General features: G+C 57.6%; 16 protein-coding genes. 10 read left to right on the plus strand and 6 right to left on the minus strand.

The features are described 5' to 3' along the window. Both aat and infA read left to right on the plus strand, forming a co-directional pair. Positions 1 to 705: a leucyl/phenylalanyl-tRNA--protein transferase gene (aat, locus tag R0140_RS18510; RefSeq protein WP_008805841.1), complete on the plus strand. Its 705-nt coding sequence runs from the start codon at positions 1 to 3 to the stop codon at positions 703 to 705. A gap of 351 nt (positions 706 to 1,056) precedes the next feature. Continuing rightward, positions 1,057 to 1,275, plus strand: coding sequence for a translation initiation factor IF-1 (gene infA, locus R0140_RS18515; RefSeq protein WP_001040187.1), 219 nt, complete (start codon positions 1,057 to 1,059; stop codon positions 1,273 to 1,275). 118 nt (positions 1,276 to 1,393) lie between these two features. On the opposite strand, the gene clpA is transcribed toward infA, so the two are convergent. Both clpA and clpS read right to left on the minus strand, forming a co-directional pair. Then, positions 1,394 to 3,673 (minus strand): ATP-dependent Clp protease ATP-binding subunit ClpA, encoded by a 2,280-nt coding sequence (clpA, locus tag R0140_RS18520; protein WP_012542332.1) that lies wholly within the window; start codon positions 3,671 to 3,673, stop codon positions 1,394 to 1,396. A 30-nt stretch (positions 3,674 to 3,703) separates the two neighbouring features. After that, positions 3,704 to 4,021, minus strand: coding sequence for an ATP-dependent Clp protease adapter ClpS (clpS, locus tag R0140_RS18525; protein ID WP_002896520.1), 318 nt, complete (start codon positions 4,019 to 4,021; stop codon positions 3,704 to 3,706). 325 nt (positions 4,022 to 4,346) lie between these two features. Here clpS and cspD point away from each other — a divergent pair, with 325 nt between their 5' ends. Next, a complete protein-coding gene (cspD, locus tag R0140_RS18530) occupies positions 4,347 to 4,568 on the plus strand; it encodes a cold shock-like protein CspD (protein WP_002896516.1) in 222 nt (73 codons plus the stop codon). Positions 4,569 to 4,634: 66 nt separating this feature from the next. Here the strand turns inward: cspD and macB are convergent, their stop codons facing one another. The 3 genes from macB to R0140_RS18545 form a co-directional block, all read right to left on the minus strand. After that, positions 4,635 to 6,575, minus strand: coding sequence for a macrolide ABC transporter ATP-binding protein/permease MacB (gene macB, locus R0140_RS18535; protein ID WP_008805839.1), 1,941 nt, complete (start codon positions 6,573 to 6,575; stop codon positions 4,635 to 4,637). Beyond that, positions 6,572 to 7,687 (minus strand): macrolide transporter subunit MacA, encoded by a 1,116-nt coding sequence (gene macA, locus R0140_RS18540; RefSeq protein WP_008805838.1) that lies wholly within the window; start codon positions 7,685 to 7,687, stop codon positions 6,572 to 6,574. Before macA ends, macB begins: the two co-directional genes overlap by 4 nt. A gap of 137 nt (positions 7,688 to 7,824) precedes the next feature. Next, complete coding sequence (locus tag R0140_RS18545) at positions 7,825 to 9,483, minus strand: ATP-dependent endonuclease (protein WP_008805837.1); 1,659 nt, start codon at positions 9,481 to 9,483, stop codon at positions 7,825 to 7,827. Positions 9,484 to 9,902: 419 nt separating this feature from the next. On the opposite strand from R0140_RS18545, the gene aqpZ reads away from it, so the two are divergent. The 4 genes from aqpZ to hcr all read left to right on the plus strand — a co-directional run bounded on the left by aqpZ (position 9,903) and on the right by hcr (position 14,388). Further along, positions 9,903 to 10,598: an aquaporin Z gene (gene aqpZ / locus R0140_RS18550; RefSeq protein ID WP_002896434.1), complete on the plus strand. Its 696-nt coding sequence runs from the start codon at positions 9,903 to 9,905 to the stop codon at positions 10,596 to 10,598. 115 nt (positions 10,599 to 10,713) lie between these two features. Further along, positions 10,714 to 11,613 (plus strand): LysO family transporter, encoded by a 900-nt coding sequence (locus tag R0140_RS18555; protein WP_008805835.1) that lies wholly within the window; start codon positions 10,714 to 10,716, stop codon positions 11,611 to 11,613. Between the two features lie 143 nt (positions 11,614 to 11,756). After that, positions 11,757 to 13,409, plus strand: a complete 1,653-nt coding sequence (gene hcp, locus R0140_RS18560) for a hydroxylamine reductase (RefSeq protein ID WP_110184817.1) — start codon at positions 11,757 to 11,759, stop codon at positions 13,407 to 13,409. 10 nt (positions 13,410 to 13,419) lie between these two features. Then, positions 13,420 to 14,388 (plus strand): NADH oxidoreductase, encoded by a 969-nt coding sequence (hcr, locus tag R0140_RS18565; RefSeq protein ID WP_032739415.1) that lies wholly within the window; start codon positions 13,420 to 13,422, stop codon positions 14,386 to 14,388. Between the two features lie 207 nt (positions 14,389 to 14,595). Here the strand turns inward: hcr and R0140_RS18570 are convergent, their stop codons facing one another. Further along, on the minus strand, positions 14,596 to 15,030 hold the full coding sequence (locus tag R0140_RS18570) for a DoxX family protein (RefSeq protein WP_016160554.1): 435 nt from the start codon (positions 15,028 to 15,030) through the stop codon (positions 14,596 to 14,598). A 151-nt stretch (positions 15,031 to 15,181) separates the two neighbouring features. On the opposite strand from R0140_RS18570, the gene poxB reads away from it, so the two are divergent. The 3 genes from poxB to R0140_RS18585 are packed head-to-tail and all read left to right on the plus strand — an operon-like array spanning position 15,182 to position 19,393. Continuing rightward, positions 15,182 to 16,900, plus strand: a complete 1,719-nt coding sequence (gene poxB, locus R0140_RS18575) for a ubiquinone-dependent pyruvate dehydrogenase (RefSeq protein ID WP_008805831.1) — start codon at positions 15,182 to 15,184, stop codon at positions 16,898 to 16,900. Positions 16,901 to 16,938: 38 nt separating this feature from the next. After that, positions 16,939 to 17,940, plus strand: coding sequence for a low-specificity L-threonine aldolase (gene ltaE, locus R0140_RS18580; protein WP_023297312.1), 1,002 nt, complete (start codon positions 16,939 to 16,941; stop codon positions 17,938 to 17,940). Positions 17,941 to 17,950: 10 nt separating this feature from the next. Next, positions 17,951 to 19,393: an SDR family oxidoreductase gene (locus R0140_RS18585; RefSeq protein ID WP_023297311.1), complete on the plus strand. Its 1,443-nt coding sequence runs from the start codon at positions 17,951 to 17,953 to the stop codon at positions 19,391 to 19,393. The last annotated feature ends 57 nt before the right edge of the window (positions 19,394 to 19,450 follow it).

The raw sequence follows: 19,450 nt of genomic DNA on the forward strand, positions 1-19,450 counted from the left end.
ATGCGTCTGGTTCAGCTCTCCCGGCATTCTATCGCCTTCCCTTCCCCGGAAGGCGCCCTGCGTGAACCTAACGGCCTGCTGGCGCTCGGCGGCGATCTGAGCCCGGCACGTCTGCTGATGGCCTATCAGCGCGGTATCTTTCCATGGTTTTCTCCGGGCGACCCGATCCTCTGGTGGTCGCCCGATCCCCGGGCGGTGCTCTGGCCGGAACAGTTTCATCTCAGCCGCAGCATGAAGCGTTTTCATCAGCGTTCGCCTTATCGCGTCACGCTGAATCATGCCTTTGGTGAGGTCATTGAAGGCTGCGCCAGCGATCGTGACGAAGGCACCTGGATAACCAGCAGTATCGTTCGCGCCTATCACCAACTCCATGAGCTGGGCCATGCCCATTCCATTGAAGTCTGGCAAGAGAATACGCTGGTAGGTGGAATGTACGGCGTGGCGCAGGGGGCGCTGTTTTGCGGCGAATCGATGTTCAGCCGGGCAGAAAATGCCTCCAAAACCGCGCTGCTGGTATTCTGTCAGGCTTTTACGCAGAGTGGTGGTAAATTAATCGACTGCCAGGTACTGAACAACCATACCGCCTCATTAGGCGCGGTGGATATTCCCCGCCGCGATTATCTTGACTACCTGTCAGTATTACGCGGCTACCGCCTGCCCGAGCTATTTTGGGTGCCGCGGGTGCTATTTCCGGGCGCGCAATAAAAATGTTTTCAGCACATTTTGCGTCAGGATGGTATAATTGCGCGGTAGAGTAGCTTCTGCCTGTTGCCCCGCCGCCGTTTGGGAATAATAAGAGTCAGATAACGCCCATCGTTCTGTCACTCCCCTTTACGTTTGCGCCTGTCACGCGGCATAGCCGTGTGTGTTCCGGGCAATGCGCCAAAACTACTTCGGCGATTCATACCCGTCATATATCCGTTGCCGGTGTGCTGACTGCGCACCTTGCGGCAAGGCGAATGATTCAGGGTAGATACGTAAAACTTTACTTACATGATGAACTTCGGCATTATCTTGCCGGTTCAAAACTACGGTAGTGATACCCCAGAGGACTAGATGGCCAAAGAAGACAATATTGAAATGCAGGGCACCGTACTTGAAACGTTGCCTAACACTATGTTCCGCGTAGAACTGGAAAACGGTCACGTGGTAACTGCGCATATTTCCGGTAAAATGCGTAAAAACTACATCCGCATTCTGACGGGCGACAAAGTGACTGTTGAGCTGACCCCGTACGACCTGAGCAAAGGCCGCATTGTCTTCCGTAGTCGCTGATTGTTTTCGCCCTTAAGGCGTCAGATGCTGAAGGCCGGGATAATTCCCGGTCTTTTCATATCTGCCGCCGGCAAAAAAAAACCGGCCCAGGGCCGGTTTTTACGTTGAAGACATCGCTTTAGTGGGCGGCTTCCGGTTTGTGCTTCTGCGCGCTCTGGAAATCGTAGGTCAGCGCATTCTTCGCGCTGTCCAGAGACACTGTCACCTGGCCACCATCGACCAGCGAGCCGAACAGCAGCTCGTTCGCCAGCGGCTTTTTCAGGTTGTCCTGAATGACGCGTCCCATTGGACGTGCACCCATCGCCCGGTCGTAACCTTTCTCCGCCAGCCAGTCGCGCGCTTCCTGACTGACTTCCAGGGAGACGCCTTTCTGGTCCAGCTGGACCTGCAGCTCGACGATAAACTTGTCGACAACCTGATGGATCACCGTGGTAGAGAGATGATCGAACCAGATAATGTTGTCGAGGCGGTTACGGAACTCCGGCGTAAAGATCTTCTTGATCTCATCCATTGCATCCGGACTGTTGTCCTGCTGAATAAGGCCAATCGATTTACGCTCAGTTTCCCGCACCCCGGCGTTAGTGGTCATCACCAGCACCACGTTGCGGAAGTCCGCTTTACGCCCGTTGTTATCGGTCAGCGTACCGTTATCCATCACCTGCAGCAGCAGGTTGAACACATCCGGATGCGCTTTTTCGATCTCATCAAGCAGCAGCACCGCGTGCGGATGTTTAATCACCGCATCGGTCAGCAGCCCGCCCTGATCGAAGCCAACGTAGCCCGGAGGCGCCCCGATTAAACGGCTGACGGTATGACGTTCCATATATTCGGACATGTCAAAACGCAGCAGCTCAATACCCAGCGCCTTCGCCAGCTGCACGGTCACTTCGGTTTTCCCGACCCCGGTAGGCCCGGCGAACAGGAATGACCCAACCGGCTTGTGCTCATGGCCCAGCCCGGCGCGCGCCATTTTGATGGCTTCGGTCAGCGCCTCAATGGCTTTATCCTGACCGAAGACCAGCATTTTCAGACGGTCGCCAAGGTTTTTCAGCGTATCGCGATCGCTCTGGGAGACGCTCTTCTCAGGGATCCGCGCAATCCGCGCCACCACTGACTCGATATCCGCCACATTGACCGTTTTCTTACGCTTGCTGACCGGCATTAAGCGCGCCCGCGCGCCCGCTTCGTCAATGACGTCAATTGCCTTATCCGGCAGATGACGATCGTTAATGTATTTTACCGCCAGCTCAACCGCCGCACGCACCGCCTTAGCGGTATAACGCACGTCATGGTGCGCTTCGTACTTCGGCTTCAGGCCGTTGATAATCTGCACCGTCTCTTCCACCGACGGTTCGGTGATATCGATCTTCTGGAAACGACGGGCCAGCGCACGATCTTTCTCAAAGATGTTGCTGAACTCCTGGTAGGTGGTGGAGCCGATCACCCGGATCTTGCCGCTGGAAAGCAGCGGTTTAATCAGGTTAGCCGCATCGACCTGGCCGCCAGAAGCCGCCCCCGCACCGATAATGGTGTGGATTTCATCAATAAACAGGATGCTGTTGGTATCCTGCTCCAGCTGTTTGAGCAACGCTTTGAAGCGTTTTTCAAAATCGCCACGATATTTGGTCCCTGCCAGCAAAGAGCCAATGTCGAGCGAGTAGATGGTGCAGTCGGCCATCACTTCCGGCACATCGCCCTGCACAATGCGCCAGGCAAGGCCTTCGGCGATCGCAGTTTTACCGACGCCGGATTCACCCACCAGCAATGGGTTATTTTTACGGCGACGGCACAGGACCTGAATCGCACGCTCCAGCTCTTTTTCACGGCCGATCAGGGGATCAATGCCGCCGACGCGAGCAAGCTGATTGAGGTTGGTGGTGAAGTTTTCCATACGTTCCTCCCCGCCGGCTTGCTCTTCATTGCCAGGCTGGCTTCCGCTGTTATCGGAAGACTGGCTCGGCTCGTCTTTGCGTGTACCATGAGAAATGAAGTTCACCACATCGAGTCGGCTGACTTCATGTTTACGCAGCAGGTAAGCGGCCTGCGACTCCTGCTCGCTGAAAATGGCCACCAGTACGTTGGCGCCGGTCACTTCGCTGCGGCCAGAAGATTGCACGTGGAAGACGGCGCGCTGCAGCACACGCTGGAAGCTCAGCGTCGGCTGGGTGTCGCGCTCTTCTTCCGTGGCTGGCAGGACGGGTGTGGTTTGTTCGATGAAGGCTTCAAGTTCCTGACGCAATGCCACCAGGTCCACTGAACACGCTTCCAGGGCCTCACGGGCCGAGGGGTTGCTTAGCAGAGCCAGCAGCAAGTGCTCGACGGTCATAAACTCATGACGGTGCTCGCGCGCTCTGGCGAAAGCCATATTTAAACTGAGTTCCAGTTCTTGATTGAGCATAGGCACCTCCCCCAATTTTCATGCCTGTATTCAGGCTTTTTCCAGCGTACACAGCAATGGATGCTCGTTCTCCCTCGCGTACTGATTCACCATAGCGACTTTGGTCTCCGCCACTTCCGCGGTAAACACGCCACAAATCGCCTTACCTTCATAGTGAACCGTGAGCATCAGTTGCGTTGCACGTTCAACATCATAAGAAAAGAATTTTTGTAACACGTCAATAACAAACTCCATTGGAGTGTAGTCATCATTGACTAATATCACTTTATACATAGATGGCGGTTTAATCGCATCACGAACTTCGTCGTCAACCAGGTGCTCGAAGTCCAGCCAATCTCTCTTACTCATCGTCAGTGTTCATCATCGGTTGCTGTTGCCAACAGGCGGAGGCCTGTCGATGACCAGAGGTTATGCTCATCACAAATCTACAACAGATCATAGATAACTATCATCTATCGCTTCTATCCGCGACGGCTGTCACATTCCCCGGCAATAGCGTTAACTGCTTCAAATTTTGACGCATTTTTCGCCGTTCCCCCTCCTCAATCGCTTGACGCGTTTTCGTATTTCTCTAAATTGTAGTGGCGAGAGTTGGCGAGCAATTGAACAACTCGTCACTCCACCACCGGTTCATTCCATCTTACTTATAAAGATTTACGAAGGATGTCGAAGTATGGAAATGGGTACTGTTAAGTGGTTCAACAATGCCAAAGGGTTCGGTTTTATCTGCCCTGAGGGCGGCGGCGAAGACATTTTCGCCCATTACTCCACCATCCAGATGGATGGTTACAGAACGCTAAAAGCCGGACAAGCCGTTCGGTTTGATGTTCACCAGGGGCCAAAAGGCAACCACGCCAGCGTGATCGTCCCTGTGGAAGCGGAAACGGCTGCATAACTCTTTTGCTTCATTGTGTACATCCTGCTAATAAAATGCCAGTCCTTCTGACTGGCATTTTTATTTCTATTCGCGTGCCAGCGCATCCACCGGATCGAGCCGTGCCGCGTTGCGCGCTGGCAGCCAACCAAACAGCACCCCGGTCAACGTCGAACAGAGAAAAGCCGTTAGCAGAGCCAGCGGGGAAAAACCGATCTCCCAGCCGGGCAGAAACAGCTGCAGAATAAATGCGATCATCAGCGATAACGTGACCCCCAGCGCGCCACCGACCAGGCAAACCAGCACCGCTTCGATGAGAAACTGCTGCAGTACATCGCTGGCCCGCGCGCCAACCGCCATGCGGATGCCGATTTCGCGCGTCCGTTCGGTCACCGACACCAGCATAATATTCATTACACCAATACCGCCAACCACCAGGGCAATCACCGCCACCAATGTCAGGAACAGCTGTAAGGTATGTGTGGTCCTTTCTGCGGTTTTCAAGATGCTGTCCATATTCCAGGTGAATACATCTTTTTTACCATGCCGCAGCTCCAGTAGACGCAGCAGCTGTTTCTCCGCGGTTTCACTGTCATAACCTTCATGAACGCGTACCGTAATGGAGTTCAGCCACGACTGGCCCATCACTCTTCCCGCCATGGTGGTGTAAGGCAACCAGACGCGGAGAATTTTACTGCTGCCAAACATTGACTGTTTTTCATCCGCGACGCCGATCACCGTGGCCGGCATATTGCCCACCAGAATCACCTCGCCCACCACTTTCGCTTTATTGGGAAACAGCTGGCGACGGGTATTGCTGTCGAGCACTACCACCTGCGCCCGACTGTTGAGCTGCAGTTCATTAAAGGTATTGCCTTCGCTGAAGGTCATGCCGTAAACATTAAAGTACTGCGGCCCGACCCCCTCCGCGCTGGCGGCAACGTCAATATTGTTGGCGCGCAGGCGCAGGCTTTTCGATACCGCCGGCGTGGCGGAACGCACCCATGGCTGTTTCTGGATCGCCAGCAAATCGTCATACTTCAGCGCCTGCTGATAACGCGGGTCGTCATCGCCAAAATCCTTTCCGGGATAGACATCGATGGTATTGGTGCCGATGGCGCGAATATCCGCCAGCACCATCTGTTTGGCGGCATCACCGACCACCACGATCGATACCACCGACGCAATGCCGATAATAATGCCGAGCATGGTCAGCAGGGTACGCATTTTATTCGCCGCCATCGCCCGCCACGCCATAACCAGCGCTTCGCGAAAGCCACTGGTAAACTGACGCCACGCCGAGGGTTCCGGCTGCTGACGGGCGCGCAGCCCACCGCCCTGGCGGCTGCCGGGCGGATTGCGGACGATCTCGCCATCGCGGATCTCAATGATCCGTTCCGCCTGGGCCGCGACCTGCGGATCGTGGGTGACAATGATGACCGTATGGCCCTGAGCTTTGAGCTGATGCAGGATCGCCATCACCTCTTCGCCGGAATGGCTGTCCAGCGCGCCGGTCGGTTCATCCGCCAGAATCACTTCCCCGCCGTTCATCAGCGCACGGGCGATACTCACCCGCTGCTGCTGGCCGCCGGACAGTTGCGACGGCTGATAGTCAGCCCGATCGCCAAGCCCCAGACGCACCAGCAGATCATGGGCGCGCGCCAGGCGTGCCCGTCGCTCGCTGCCGGCATACACCGCAGGCACTTCAACGTTCTGCGCGGCGGTAAGATGTGACAGCAAGTGGTAGCGTTGAAAGATAAAACCAAAGTGTTCCCGCCGCAGCCGAGCCAGCGCATCGCCATTCAACTGCGCGATATCGGTTCCCGCCACCCGGTAGGTGCCGCTGGTCGGTTTGTCGAGACAGCCGAGAATATTCATCAGCGTCGATTTGCCCGAGCCGGAGGCACCCACGATCGCCACCATCTCCCCCGCATTGATGCTGAGGGTGATCCCCTTCAGTACCTCAACGCTGCCGTCGCCGGAAGGGTAGCTGCGACGAATATCACGCAGCTCAAGCAGCGCCGTCATTTTGCCGCCCCGCTCGCGCTCTCGCCGACGATCACTTCATCTCCCTCATCCAGCCCCTGCACCACCGCGACGTCGGTATCGTTGCGGGCGCCAATGGCAACCTCACGCTCTTTTACCTCGCCGGTGCGCAACAACCGGACGTGATAGCGGTTATCACCCACCGCGTCACCCAGGGCGCTCAGCGGGATGGTAATCACGTTTTTCACCTCGGCCAGCTGGATATGCACCTGCGCGGTCATGTCGAGACGCAGGATGCCCTGCGGATTCGGCACCTCGAAGCGGGCATAGTAGAAGATGGCGTCATTGACTTTTTCCGGCGTCGGCAAAATGTCTTTCAGCGTGCCTTCATAGCGAGTCAGCGGATCCCCCAGCACGGTAAACCACGCCTTTTGCCCCGGTCTGAGGTGGATGACATCCGCTTCAGAGACCTGCGCTTTGACCAGCATAGTGCTGAGATCCGCCAGCGTCAGAATGTTCGGCGCCTGCTGGGCGGCGATCACCGTCTGTCCCTGCAGGGTGGTAATTTGCGTCACTTCGCCAGCCATCGGCGCCAGGATCCGCGTGTAGTCGAGGTTGGTCTTCGCGGTGTCGAGCGTCGCCTGGTTACGCTTAATTTGCGCTTCAATAGTGCCGATCTGCGCTTGTTTCACCGCCAGATCGGTGGCCGCGGTATCAAGGTCCTGTCGCGAGACCAGCTGGCGCTGCGCCAGCTGCTGCTGACGGGCCAGAGTCACCTGCGCCAGTTTGCTCTCCGCGCGCGCCTGATTGAGCTGGGCACGCAGTTCCATCAGCGTCGCTTCAACCTCTTTAATTTGGTTTTGCGCCTGCTCCGGATCGATAACCCCCAGCAACTGGTCCTTTTTGACCTTATCGCCGATATTGACGTGCAGCGTTTTCAGCTGTCCGCTGACCTGGGCGCCGACGTCAACTTTCCGCAGGGCATCCAGCTTACCGGTGGCCAGCACGCTCTGCTGGAGGTCACCTTTGCGCACCACCAGCGTCTGGTAGTTCGGCAGCGGCGCATTCAGGATCCGCCATCCCCAGACGGCCAGACCCAGCACAACGATCGCTAACAACCACCAGATTGTCCTGCGTTTTCCCTTCACTTTCATTATCCGATTCCTGCTGTTTCCCTGCCGCTCCAGACGGTGATTCTATCCAAACCCGTCGACAACAGAACACCCATTTTTAACGTTGCTTACGTTTTGTTTAGCTACCGGAGAGCTTTGCGCCAGCCCTACGGCGCAGGTTAATCTGCACGACCACGAGCCAGCCACAGTACCCGCGAGAACATTTTCTTTAACAGCGTCGGCACCGCGTCCACCCCGCGTCGGCCGGCCTCCATCGCCACCTCAATCGCCAGGTCGGGCTTGGATGAACGATGGATGGCCTTGGTGATCACCCGCCGCATATTCATAGGGACATTATCCGGGATCTGCGCCACCCGGTGATAAACGTCATCAAATCCCTGGCGATACATAAAGTGCTCCATATCCATCGCGGGCAGGCTCGTCAAATGGTCACGCTCCAGCTCGCGATCGTTATTCAGCAGGCCGAGCACGGTGGCGGCATATTTTTTCCCCGCCTCATCGCCATCCACCAGCACGTGCCACTGGATCCCCATCCGGCGGGCAAATTTGATCAGTGGTTTAAGGCCTGACTGGGCGAACTCGATCACCTTCACGCCCTCGGCATCAAAATGATGGCCACACTGGCGGGCCAGTTCGTTGATAACCCAGGTCTCCGTCTCCCCTTCCACCAGCAGCCAACAGCGGGCGAAGAGCGATGAGGCGCGATTGAAGCGAATATGGAAGGCGATACGCCGGCTGTCTTCGGCATTCATTCCGCCGGGTCCCAGCCGCCATGCCGACACCCTCGACGACTCACGAACCAGTCGACAGACCTGCTCCACCGGCGTCAGGGACAACAGCTCCCCGGAGTTGGTGGTGGTCACGCGCTGCAGCGGCAATAAATTCAGCAGGTGCCAGGCGACAGAGAGCATAATCGGATGCAAACGCGTCTCCGGATCCTCAATCAGCAACAGCGGCCGCGCGTCGCGATCGAGGCGCACCGTCCCTTTTGCCTGCAGGAGGGTGGAAAACAGCCCCAGCAGAATCACCCGATGGCTGCGCCCGCCGGGTTTATCGATCATCCGGTTGATAATATCCAGATAGCGCCAGCTGCGCTGCTCATCATGGGAGCGCCGCCGCATCAGACGATGCCGCGTCTGGGCGCTGCTTTGCTCGGCAAAGTAATGCTCCAGCAGCTGCACCATGGCCGACAACCCCTCGCGGATCTGACCGTCCGATAAATTTTGCGGATGGCTGACCAGCTCCCGGGAGAGAAAATCGAGCTGGCGGGCGGTGATCTCTATCTGCGGCGAATGCGGTACCGTCCCGTTATGGATACGCCGCATAAAGCGCGCGTCGCGCAGGCGCAGCACCGGCATCAGACGCACCAGGTGTCTGGCCAGATCATCAATATCCTCAACCGCCAGCGCTTCGCCTTCGCCATCGATAAAGCTCCGCAGGGTCATCACGCTGTCGTCATCGGCGAGCTCGCCTTCCAGACGATAGAACACCCGATGATAACCATCGTCACAAGGTACCCAGCAGCGCTGAAGCGGACGAAAACGCCGGACCCGATGGCGCCCAGGTTCGGTTTCACGGAAGGTCAGGATAATATGCAAATGGTGCTCGCGCCCCTGGATGTCGCCCGGGGGAAACCAGAAGTCATCGCGTACAAAGTGATAAAGATCGAACTCAGGGGACAAAAGCAGGGTCAGCGCATCAAGCAGACTGGACTTCCCCCACGCGTTCTCCCCGATCAGGACGTTATTTTGCTCCAGCATCAACGACAAACGATTGATACCGCGAAAACCGACGATTTCTACGCGCTCAAGAAGCATATCCCCTCCGCTAAACCACCACTCTCCTTCAGTAATCAACAGTATAGCGAGGGCGACGGCAAGATGACACTCTGCTTAATCGCATCCGTGGCTCATATTCAGCGGATTAAATATATTCATAAAATTACTCACTTATCGCCTATTACCGGCTGTTGATTATTCATCAAACAAAATAGTTTTATTTCAGGCGTTATGATCTACACTATTGATAATCTTCCACGGATAAAGGAAAGACTACACTGGCAAACGGAATCCCTTCACCTTGCCCTAAATCAAATAATATCAATATATTTAACTGGCTCTGGGATGGCGATTATCTCTAGAATAACGCCGCTTTATTTTTATCGTCATCCCTTATCACGATAAATAAAGACCGGCACGGTCCGCTCGTGCGCGTATACAATTTAATTGAGGTGGTTATGTTCAGAAAATTAGCAGCAGAATGCTTCGGCACTTTCTGGCTTGTATTTGGTGGCTGCGGTAGCGCCGTGCTTGCCGCAGCCTTCCCTGAGCTCGGTATTGGTTTTGCCGGCGTCGCGCTGGCATTTGGCTTAACGGTATTAACCATGGCATTTGCGGTCGGCCATATTTCCGGGGGGCATTTCAACCCGGCGGTGACCCTGGGCCTGTGGGCCGGCGGCCGTTTCCCGGCGAAAGAAGTCATTGGCTATATTATCGCTCAGGTGGTCGGCGGCATTATTGCCGCGGCGGTGCTTTACGTGGTGGCCAGCGGTAAAGCCGGCTTTGATGCCGCCGCCAGCGGATTTGCCTCCAATGGCTATGGCGAACACTCCCCGGGCGGCTTCTCCATGCTGTCGGCTATCGTCATTGAAATTGTCCTGACCTGTGGCTTCCTGCTGGTTATCCATGGCGCGACCGATAAACATGCCCCGGCGGGCTTTGCCCCCATCGCTATCGGCCTGGCGCTGACCCTCATCCATTTGATCAGCATTCCGGTTACCAACACCTCGGTCAACCCGGCGCGCAGCACCGCGGTAGCGATTTTCCAGGGCGGCTGGGCTCTGCAGCAGCTGTGGCTGTTCTGGGTCATGCCGATCGTCGGCGGGATCCTCGGCGGCGTGCTGTATCGCACCCTGCTGGAAAAACGTGATTAATCCTTTGTAAAGCCCGGGTTTCCGGGCTTTTTCTTTCTGGTGGCAGCTTTACTCGGCCCGGTGATTTGGGTAGTGTCATGGGCGCTATTCTCATTATGCAAGGGCTGCATCGTTCATGTTATCGGGACTCTTCATCATTCTGTTGCCGCTGGTTGTCGGCTATCTGGTGCCACTTCGTCAACCCTCCGCGCTAAAACTGATTAACCGGATGCTCAGCTGGATTGTCTATGTCATCCTTTTCTTTATGGGGATCAGCCTGGCATTCCTCGACAATCTGGCAAGCAACCTGCTGGCCATATTGCATTACGCTGCAGTGAGCGTGGTCATCATTTTACTGTGTAATATTGCCGCCCTGTTGTGGCTGGAAAGTAAAATGCCATGGCGCAGTCAGCATCGGCAGGAGAAATTACCTTCGCGCCTGGCCATGGCCCTGGAATCGCTGCAGCTGTGCGGCGTGGTCGTGCTCGGTTTTCTGCTCGGCCTGACCGGCCTGTCTTTTTTACAGCACGCGACCGAAGCCAGCGAATATACGCTGATCTTTCTCCTGTTCCTCGTCGGTATTCAATTACGCAATAATGGAATGAGTCTGCGACAAATAGTCCTTAACCGTCGGGGAATGATCGTCGCCATGGTGGTTATGGCCAGTTCATTACTTGGCGGGATACTTAACGCCTTTATTCTCGGTCTGCCGTTAAAGACCGGTCTGGCGATGGCGAGCGGTTTCGGCTGGTATTCGCTCTCCGGTATTTTACTCACTGAATCCTTTGGCCCGGTGATCGGCAGTGCGGCGTTCTTTAACGATCTGTGTCGCGAGCTGCTGGCTATCATGTTAATTCCGGGCCTTGTTCGCCGCAGCCGCTCCACAGCGCTGGGGCTGTGCGGCGCCACTTCGATGGACTTCACCTTACCGGTACTCCAGCGTTCCGGCGGCGTCGAGATTGTTCCTGCCGCCATCGTGCACGGTTTTCTGCTTAGCCTGCTGGTCCCGATCCTGATCGCCTTTTTTACCGCCTGAATACCCGCTGGCGGCAGACTCCCTGCCGCCAAATTTGCGCTAAATCAATCTCCCTTTAAGTTGTATCAGAAATGCCTTTTCACCTTGTGCCATGCGGCATAACCTTAAACATGTATATTAAATATAACTTTAAAGGTGTGACCATGTTTTGTGTGCAATGTGAACAAACCATTCGTACCCCAGCCGGCAACGGCTGCTCTTACGCGCAGGGGATGTGCGGTAAAACAGCGGAAACCTCCGATCTGCAGGATCTGCTGATTGCGTCACTGCAAGGCCTGTCCGCCTGGGCGCTCAAGGCCCGCGAATATGGCATTATCGATCATGAGGTCGACAGTTTCGCCCCCCGCGCCTTCTTCTCCACCCTGACCAACGTCAACTTCGATTCTCCGCGTATCGTCGGCTACGCCCGCCAGGCGATTGCCCTGCGTGAGGCGCTGAAAGCGCAGTGCCAGAACCTCGACGCCAGCGCCGCGGTTGATAACCCGGTAGCCGATTTACACCTGGTCAGCGACGATCTGGGTGACCTGCAGCGTCAGGCGGCAGACTATGCCCCAAATAAAGATAAAGCCGCCATCGGCGAGAATATTCTCGGTCTGCGTCTGCTGTGCCTGTACGGCCTGAAAGGCGCGGCGGCCTATATGGAGCACGCCCACGAACTCGGCCAGTACGACAACGCGATTTATGCCCAGTACCATAAAATCATGGCATGGCTGGGGACCTGGCCGGCGGATATGAACGCGCTGCTGGAATGTTCGATGGAAATCGGCCAGATGAACTTCCAGGTGATGAGCATCCTTGACGCCGGTGAAACCACTAAATATGGCCACCCGACGCCGACTCAGGTGAACGTTAAAGCCACCGAAGGGAAGTGCATCCTGATCTCCGGCCATGATCTGAAAGATCTGTATAACCTGCTTGAGCAGACGGAAGGCACCGGCGTTAACGTCTATACCCACGGCGAAATGCTGCCGGCGCACGGCTATCCGGAGCTGCGTAAATTCAAACATCTGATCGGCAACTACGGCAGCGGCTGGCAAAACCAGCAAGTGGAATTCGCCCGCTTCCCGGGCCCTATCGTGATGACCTCGAACTGCATCATCGACCCCACCGTCGGCGCCTACGACGACCGCATCTGGACCCGCAGCATCGTCGGCTGGCCGGGCGTGAACCATCTGGAAGGTGAAGACTTCGCCCCGGTTATCACCCAGGCGCAGCAGATGGCGGGCTTCCCGTACAGCGAAATCCCGCATCTGATCACCGTCGGCTTTGGCCGTCAGACCCTGCTTGGCGCGGCGGATACGCTGATCGATCTGGTCAGCCGTGAAAAACTGCGCCATATCTTCCTCGTCGGCGGCTGCGACGGCGCCCGCGGGGAGCGTAACTACTTCACCGATTTCGCCACCAGCGTGCCGGATGACTGTCTGATCCTGACCCTGGCCTGCGGTAAATACCGCTTCAACAAGCTAGACTTCGGCGATATCGAAGGTCTGCCGCGTCTGGTCGACGCCGGGCAGTGCAACGATGCCTACTCGGCAATTATTCTCGCGGTTACGCTGGCGGAAAAACTGGGCTGCGGTGTTAACGACCTACCGCTGTCGCTGGTGCTCTCCTGGTTCGAACAGAAAGCGATCGTCATTCTGCTGACGCTGCTGTCGCTGGGGGTGAAAAACATCGTCACCGGCCCGACGGCGCCTGGCTTCTTCACCCCGGATCTGCTGGCGGTCCTCAATGAGAAGTTTGGTCTGCGGTCCGTGACCACCGTGGAACAAGATATGCAGCAGCTGCTGAGCGCTTAAGGAGTCCCTGATGACCATGCCAACCTCCCAGTGCCCGTGGCGGATGCAGGTTCACCACATTCACCAGGAAACCCCGGACGTGTGGACCCTTTCGCTGCTGTGCCACGATTACTATCCGTACCGCGCCGGCCAGTATGCCCTGGTCAGCGTGCGTCACTCGGCGGAAACGCTGCGCGCCTATACCCTTTCCTCCACGCCGGGGGTCAGCGAGTACATTACGCTGACCGTTCGCCGTATTGACGAGGGCGCGGGTTCGCAGTGGTTGACCCGCGAGGTCAAACGCGGCGATTACCTTTGGCTGTCCGATGCGATGGGCGAGTTTACCTGCGACGATAAAGCGGAAGATAAATTCCTGCTGCTGGCCGCCGGCTGCGGCGTAACGCCGATAATGTCGATGCGTCGCTGGCTGGCGAAGTATCGACCGCAGGCCGACGTGCAGGTGATCTATAGCGTGCGTTCGCCGGAGGATGTGATCTTTGCCGAGGAGTGGCGCCAGTATCCGGTCACCCTGGTGGCAGAGCACCATGCCACTCATGGCTTTGTCGCCGGCCGTCTGACCCGGGAGCTGCTGCAGAGCGTGCCGGATTTAGCCAGCCGCACCGTGATGACCTGCGGCCCGGCGCCTTATATGGAGAAGGTCGAGCAGGATGTTGCCGCCCTGGGCGTCACCCGCTTCTTTAAGGAGAAGTTCTTCACCCCGGTGGCGGAAGCCGCGACCAGTGGACTGAAATTTACCAAACTGCAGCCGGCGCGCGAGTTTTACGCGCCGGTGGGCACCACACTGCTTGATGCGCTAGAGAGCAATAAAGTGCCGGTGACCGTCGCCTGCCGCGCCGGCGTCTGCGGCTGCTGTAAAACCAAAGTGGTTTCCGGGAAGTACAGCGTCACCAGCACCATGACGTTAACCGACGCCGAAATCGCCGACGGCTATGTGCTGGCCTGCTCCTGCCATCCGCAGAGCGATCTGGTTCTCGCCTGAGGTCAAAATCCCCGGTGGCGCTACCGCTTACCGGGGCTGCAGCGCTGTGCGATTGGGTAGCCCGGAGAAGGCGCAATGCGCCGACTCCGGGAAAATCCCGGGCGACAATAAACGCTCAGGCGACATGAGATAAACATTTTCTCAGACTGAAAAAGTTGCAAACCGGCAACAGTATCGACTTTACGCCCCAGGACGAATGAGGCATTTTTACCGCCAGGCCGACTGACCGGCCAGCGAATAACGCCCTGCGCCGAGTAGCGCAATCGCCAGTGCGCCAACAAAGAAATAGACCAGGTTCTCGATCGCCCACGCCCCCACCGCATCAAGCGCAAACGTCTTGCCGAGACCGACCATCAGCCACGCCACCACCATGGTGAACGCCAGCACCAGCGCCGCCGGACGTGTCAGGACGCCGAGAATTAACAAGCAGGGAGCGACCACTTCCCCCACCAGCACACCGTAGGCGATAAACCCCGGCAACCCCTTCGCCACCAGCATGCCGCTGATCCCGCCCACGCCGTCCAACAGCTTGTGCAGACCGTGAAACAGCATTAACCCGCCGACGGCGAGTCGTAACAAGAGTTTACCGGCGTCGTCATGCGACAGCGTTTTATTTACTGCGTTTAACATTCCCTTAACCATCTGATGTGCTTCCTGTTTTACACCCTGTGAGATCCCTGAGTATGCACAATTTTTCAGCAATAAAACCAGCAAAAAATAAGGGACAATCAGCAACGTAACCTGCAGTTTCATCTAAGCTTGAAGGCGTTATCACAAAAAGGAGATGGAGATCATGAAACAAACCGTGGCCGCATACATTGCCAAAACGCTGGAACAGGCCGGCGTGAAACGTATCTGGGGCGTCACCGGAGATTCCCTCAATGGATTGAGCGATAGTCTGAACCGCATGGGCACCATCGACTGGATGCCCACCCGGCACGAAGAGGTGGCTGCTTTCGCCGCTGGCGCCGAGGCGCAGCTGACCGGCGAACTGGCGGTCTGCGCCGGCTCCTGCGGGCCGGGCAACCTGCATCTGATTAACGGTCTGTTTGACTGTCATCGTAACCATGTGCCGGTGCTGGCCATTGCCGCCCACATCCCCTCCAGCGAAATCGGCAGCGGCTATTTTCAGGAGACCCATCCCCAGGAGCTGTTCCGCGAATGCAGCCACTACTGCGAGCTGGTCTCCACCCCGGAACAGATTCCGCAGGTGCTGGCCATCGCCATGCGTAAAGCGGTGATTAACCGCGGCGTCTCGGTGGTGGTGCTGCCCGGCGACGTGGCGCTGAAGGCTGCCCCGGAGAGCGCCAGCAGCCACTGGTATCATGCGCCGTTGCCGACGGTCACTCCGGCGGAAGAAGAACTGCGCAAGCTGGCGCAGCTTATTCGCTACTCCAGCAATATCGCGCTCATGTGCGGCAGCGGCTGCGCCGGCGCTCATCAGGAGCTGGTGGAGTTCGCGGCCAAAATTAAAGCCCCCATCGTCCACGCCCTGCGCGGCAAAGAGCACGTGGAGTACGACAATCCGTACGATGTCGGCATGACCGGGCTGATTGGCTTCTCCTCTGGCTTCCACACCATGATGAACGCCGATACCCTGATCCTGCTGGGCACCCAGTTCCCCTATCGCGCCTTCTATCCAACCGACGCCAAAATTATTCAGATCGACATTAACCCCGGCAGCATCGGCGCCCACAGTAAGGTCGATATGGCGCTGGTGGGCGATATTAAATCGACGCTAAAAGCGCTACTGCCGCTGCTGGAAGAGAAAACCGATCGCCACTTCCTGGATAAAGCGCTGGAGCACTATCGCGACGCGCGAAAAGGACTCGACGACCTGGCGAAGCCCAGCGATAAAGCCATTCACCCGCAGTATCTGGCGCAGCAGATTAGTCATTTTGCCGATGAAGACGCCATTTTCACCTGCGATGTCGGCACCCCCACCGTCTGGGCGGCACGCTATCTCAAAATGAACGGCAAACGCCGCCTGCTGGGCTCGTTCAACCACGGCTCAATGGCCAACGCCATGCCGCAGGCCATCGGCGCCCAGGCCACCGCTCCGGAGCGGCAGGTGGTGGCCATGTGCGGCGACGGCGGGTTCAGCATGCTGATGGGCGATTTTCTGTCGCTGGCGCAGATGAAGCTGCCGGTGAAAATTGTCATCTTTAACAACAGCGTGCTGGGCTTCGTGGCGATGGAGATGAAGGCCGGGGGCTATCTCACCGACGGTACGGAGCTCCACGATACCAACTTCGCCCGCATCGCCGAGGCCTGCGGTATCAAAGGTATTCGCGTTGAAAAAGCCTCCGAGGTGGATGAAGCGCTGCAGACCGCCTTCCGCACCGACGGTCCGGTGCTGGTCGACGTCGTCGTCGCCAAAGAGGAGCTGGCTATCCCGCCGCAGATCAAGCTGGAGCAGGCGAAAGGCTTTAGCCTGTATATGCTGCGGGCGATCATCAGCGGGCGCGGCGATGAGGTCATCGAACTGGCGAAAACCAACTGGCTCAGGTAAAACAGAAGCAATACGTTGAACCAGACCAAGGAAAAGCCGTGATCGATTTACGCAGTGATACCGTTACCCGTCCCGGGCGCGCCATGCTGGAGGCCATGATGGCCGCCCCGGTCGGGGACGATGTGTATGGCGACGACCCTACCGTCAATGAACTGCAGCGCTATGCCGCCGACCTCGCCGGCAAAGAGGCGGCGCTTTTTCTGCCCACCGGCACCCAGGCCAACCTCGTTGGCCTGCTCAGCCACTGCCAGCGCGGCGAAGAGTATATCGTCGGCCAGGGGGCGCATAACTATCTGTACGAAGCCGGCGGTGCGGCAGTACTCGGCAGTATTCAGCCACAGCCGATTGACGCCGCGGCGGATGGTTCGCTGCCGCTGGATAAAGTGGCGGCGAAAATCAAACCCGACGATATCCATTTTGCCCCCACTCGCCTGCTGAGCCTGGAAAACACCCACAACGGTAAGGTGCTGCCGCGCGACTATCTGCAGGAAGCCTGGGCGTTTACCCGCCAGCGCGACCTGGCGCTGCACGTCGACGGCGCGCGTATCTTTAACGCCGTAGTGGCCTACGGCTGCGAACTGCGTGATATCGCTCAGTACTGCGACTCCTTCACCATCTGCCTGTCAAAGGGGCTTGGCACCCCGGTAGGCTCGCTATTGCTGGGCAGCGAGGCATACATTCGCCGTGCTATCCGCTGGCGGAAAATGGTCGGCGGCGGCATGCGCCAGGCGGGCATACTGGCCGCTGCCGGGCTGTACGCGCTGAAAAATAACGTACAGCGCCTGCAGGAGGATCATGACAACGCCGCGTGGATGGCGGAGCAGCTTCGCGCCATCGGCGCCGACGTCACCCGCCATGATACCAACATGCTGTTTGTGCGCGTTGGCGAAGCGCAGGCCCCGGCGCTCGGCGAGTTTATGCAGGCGCGCGGCGTGTTGATTAACGCCTCGCCTGTTGTCCGTCTGGTCACTCACCTGGATGTCAACCGTCAGCAGCTGAGCGAGGTGGTCGCTCACTGGCAGGCTTTTTTACAGCGCTAAGGAGTCAGGCGTGTCGCAATCGGTTCTGGTGCTCGGCGCCAGCGGCTATATTGGCCAGCATTTGGTGCGCGAGTTAAGCGCGCGGGGTTATCCTGTGCTGGCGGCGGCACGCCACATCGACCGACTGCAAAAACTCGATTTGCCCGGCGTCACCTGTCGGTCAGTCGATCTTAATCAGCCGCAGGCTCTGCCTGCACTGCTCGCCGGCATCGATACCCTTTATTATCTGGTACACGGTATGGGCGAAGGCGGCGATTTTATCGCCCATGAACGCCGGGTGGCCACGCATGTGCGCGATGCCCTGCGTCAGTCGTCAGTGCGCCAGGTGATATTTCTCAGTTCGCTGCAGGCCCCGGCGCAGGAACAATCTGACCATCTGCGCGCCCGCCAGGTGACCGGTGAGGTCCTGCGTGAGTCGGGCGTGCCGGTGACCGAACTGCGGGCCGGGATTATCGTCGGCGCCGGCTCTGCCGCCTTCGAGGTGATGCGCGATATGGTTTATAACCTGCCAGTGCTCACTCCCCCGCGCTGGGTACGCTCGCGTACCACCCCTGTCGCCCTGGAAAATCTGCTCTTTGACCTGGTTGAGCTGCTGAATCATCCGTCCAACGCGCATCGCGTCTTCGAAGCCGCCGGTCCGGAGGTGTTAAGCTATCAGCAGCAGTTTATCCACTTTATGGCCGTCAGCGGTAAACATCGCCCGCTCATTCCCATTCCCCTGCCGACGCGCTGGATCTCAGTGTGGTTTCTTAACGTTATCACCTCGGTGCCGCCTACCATCGCCAGGGCGCTGATTCAGGGGCTGAAGCACGATCTGATCGCCGACGACCGGGCGCTGCGAGCGCTGATCCCGCAAACGCTGATCCCCTTCGATCAGGCGGTTCGCCGCACGCTGAAAGAAGAAGAGCAGCTGGTAAACTCCAGCGACTGGGGCTACGACGCCCAGGCTTTCGCCCGCTGGCGACCGGAGTACGGCTACTTTCCGAAACAGGCTGGCTGCACCGTCACCACCCAGGCGAACCGCCAGGCCCTGTGGCAGGTCGTTAACCAAATCGGTGGTAAAGAGGGGTATTTTTTCGGCAATCTGCTGTGGAAAACCCGTGGTGCGATGGACCTGCTGGTCGGCCATCGGTTAGCCAAAGGACGGCCGCAGCGCGACTATCTGCAAACCGGCGATACGGTCGACAGCTGGAAGGTAATTATCGTGGAGGAAGAAAAACAGCTCACCCTGCTGTTCGGTATGAAAGCGCCGGGGCTGGGCCGGTTAAGCTTTACGATAAACGATAAAGGCGACCATCGCGAACTGGACGTGCGCGCCTGGTGGCACCCGCACGGTATGCCCGGACTGATCTACTGGCTGCTGATGATCCCGGCGCACCTGTTTATTTTCCGCGGTATGGCGCAACGCATCGCCCGGCTGGCCGAACAAATCTCAGGCAGAGACCAAGGATAAGCATTATTCTTTCATGATTCTCATTGCATAGTCGGGAGAATCACGGAAAAATGCGCA

This window comes from Klebsiella sp. w6, from assembly GCF_033100215.1.
GTDB classification, from domain to species: Bacteria; Pseudomonadota; Gammaproteobacteria; order Enterobacterales; family Enterobacteriaceae; genus Klebsiella; species Klebsiella variicola.

Coding starts and splice junctions, on each gene's coding strand:
- aat (WP_008805841.1), top strand. CDS start 1: ATGCGTCTGGTTCAGCTCTCCCGGCATTCTATCGCCTTCCCTTCCCCG.
- infA (WP_001040187.1), top strand. CDS start 1,057: ATGGCCAAAGAAGACAATATTGAAATGCAGGGCACCGTACTTGAAACG.
- clpA (WP_012542332.1), bottom strand. CDS start 3,673: ATGCTCAATCAAGAACTGGAACTCAGTTTAAATATGGCTTTCGCCAGA.
- clpS (WP_002896520.1), bottom strand. CDS start 4,021: ATGAGTAAGAGAGATTGGCTGGACTTCGAGCACCTGGTTGACGACGAA.
- cspD (WP_002896516.1), top strand. CDS start 4,347: ATGGAAATGGGTACTGTTAAGTGGTTCAACAATGCCAAAGGGTTCGGT.
- macB (WP_008805839.1), bottom strand. CDS start 6,575: ATGACGGCGCTGCTTGAGCTGCGTGATATTCGTCGCAGCTACCCTTCC.
- macA (WP_008805838.1), bottom strand. CDS start 7,687: ATGAAAGTGAAGGGAAAACGCAGGACAATCTGGTGGTTGTTAGCGATC.
- R0140_RS18545 (WP_008805837.1), bottom strand. CDS start 9,483: ATGCTTCTTGAGCGCGTAGAAATCGTCGGTTTTCGCGGTATCAATCGT.
- aqpZ (WP_002896434.1), top strand. CDS start 9,903: ATGTTCAGAAAATTAGCAGCAGAATGCTTCGGCACTTTCTGGCTTGTA.
- R0140_RS18555 (WP_008805835.1), top strand. CDS start 10,714: ATGTTATCGGGACTCTTCATCATTCTGTTGCCGCTGGTTGTCGGCTAT.
- hcp (WP_110184817.1), top strand. CDS start 11,757: ATGTTTTGTGTGCAATGTGAACAAACCATTCGTACCCCAGCCGGCAAC.
- hcr (WP_032739415.1), top strand. CDS start 13,420: ATGACCATGCCAACCTCCCAGTGCCCGTGGCGGATGCAGGTTCACCAC.
- R0140_RS18570 (WP_016160554.1), bottom strand. CDS start 15,030: ATGGTTAAGGGAATGTTAAACGCAGTAAATAAAACGCTGTCGCATGAC.
- poxB (WP_008805831.1), top strand. CDS start 15,182: ATGAAACAAACCGTGGCCGCATACATTGCCAAAACGCTGGAACAGGCC.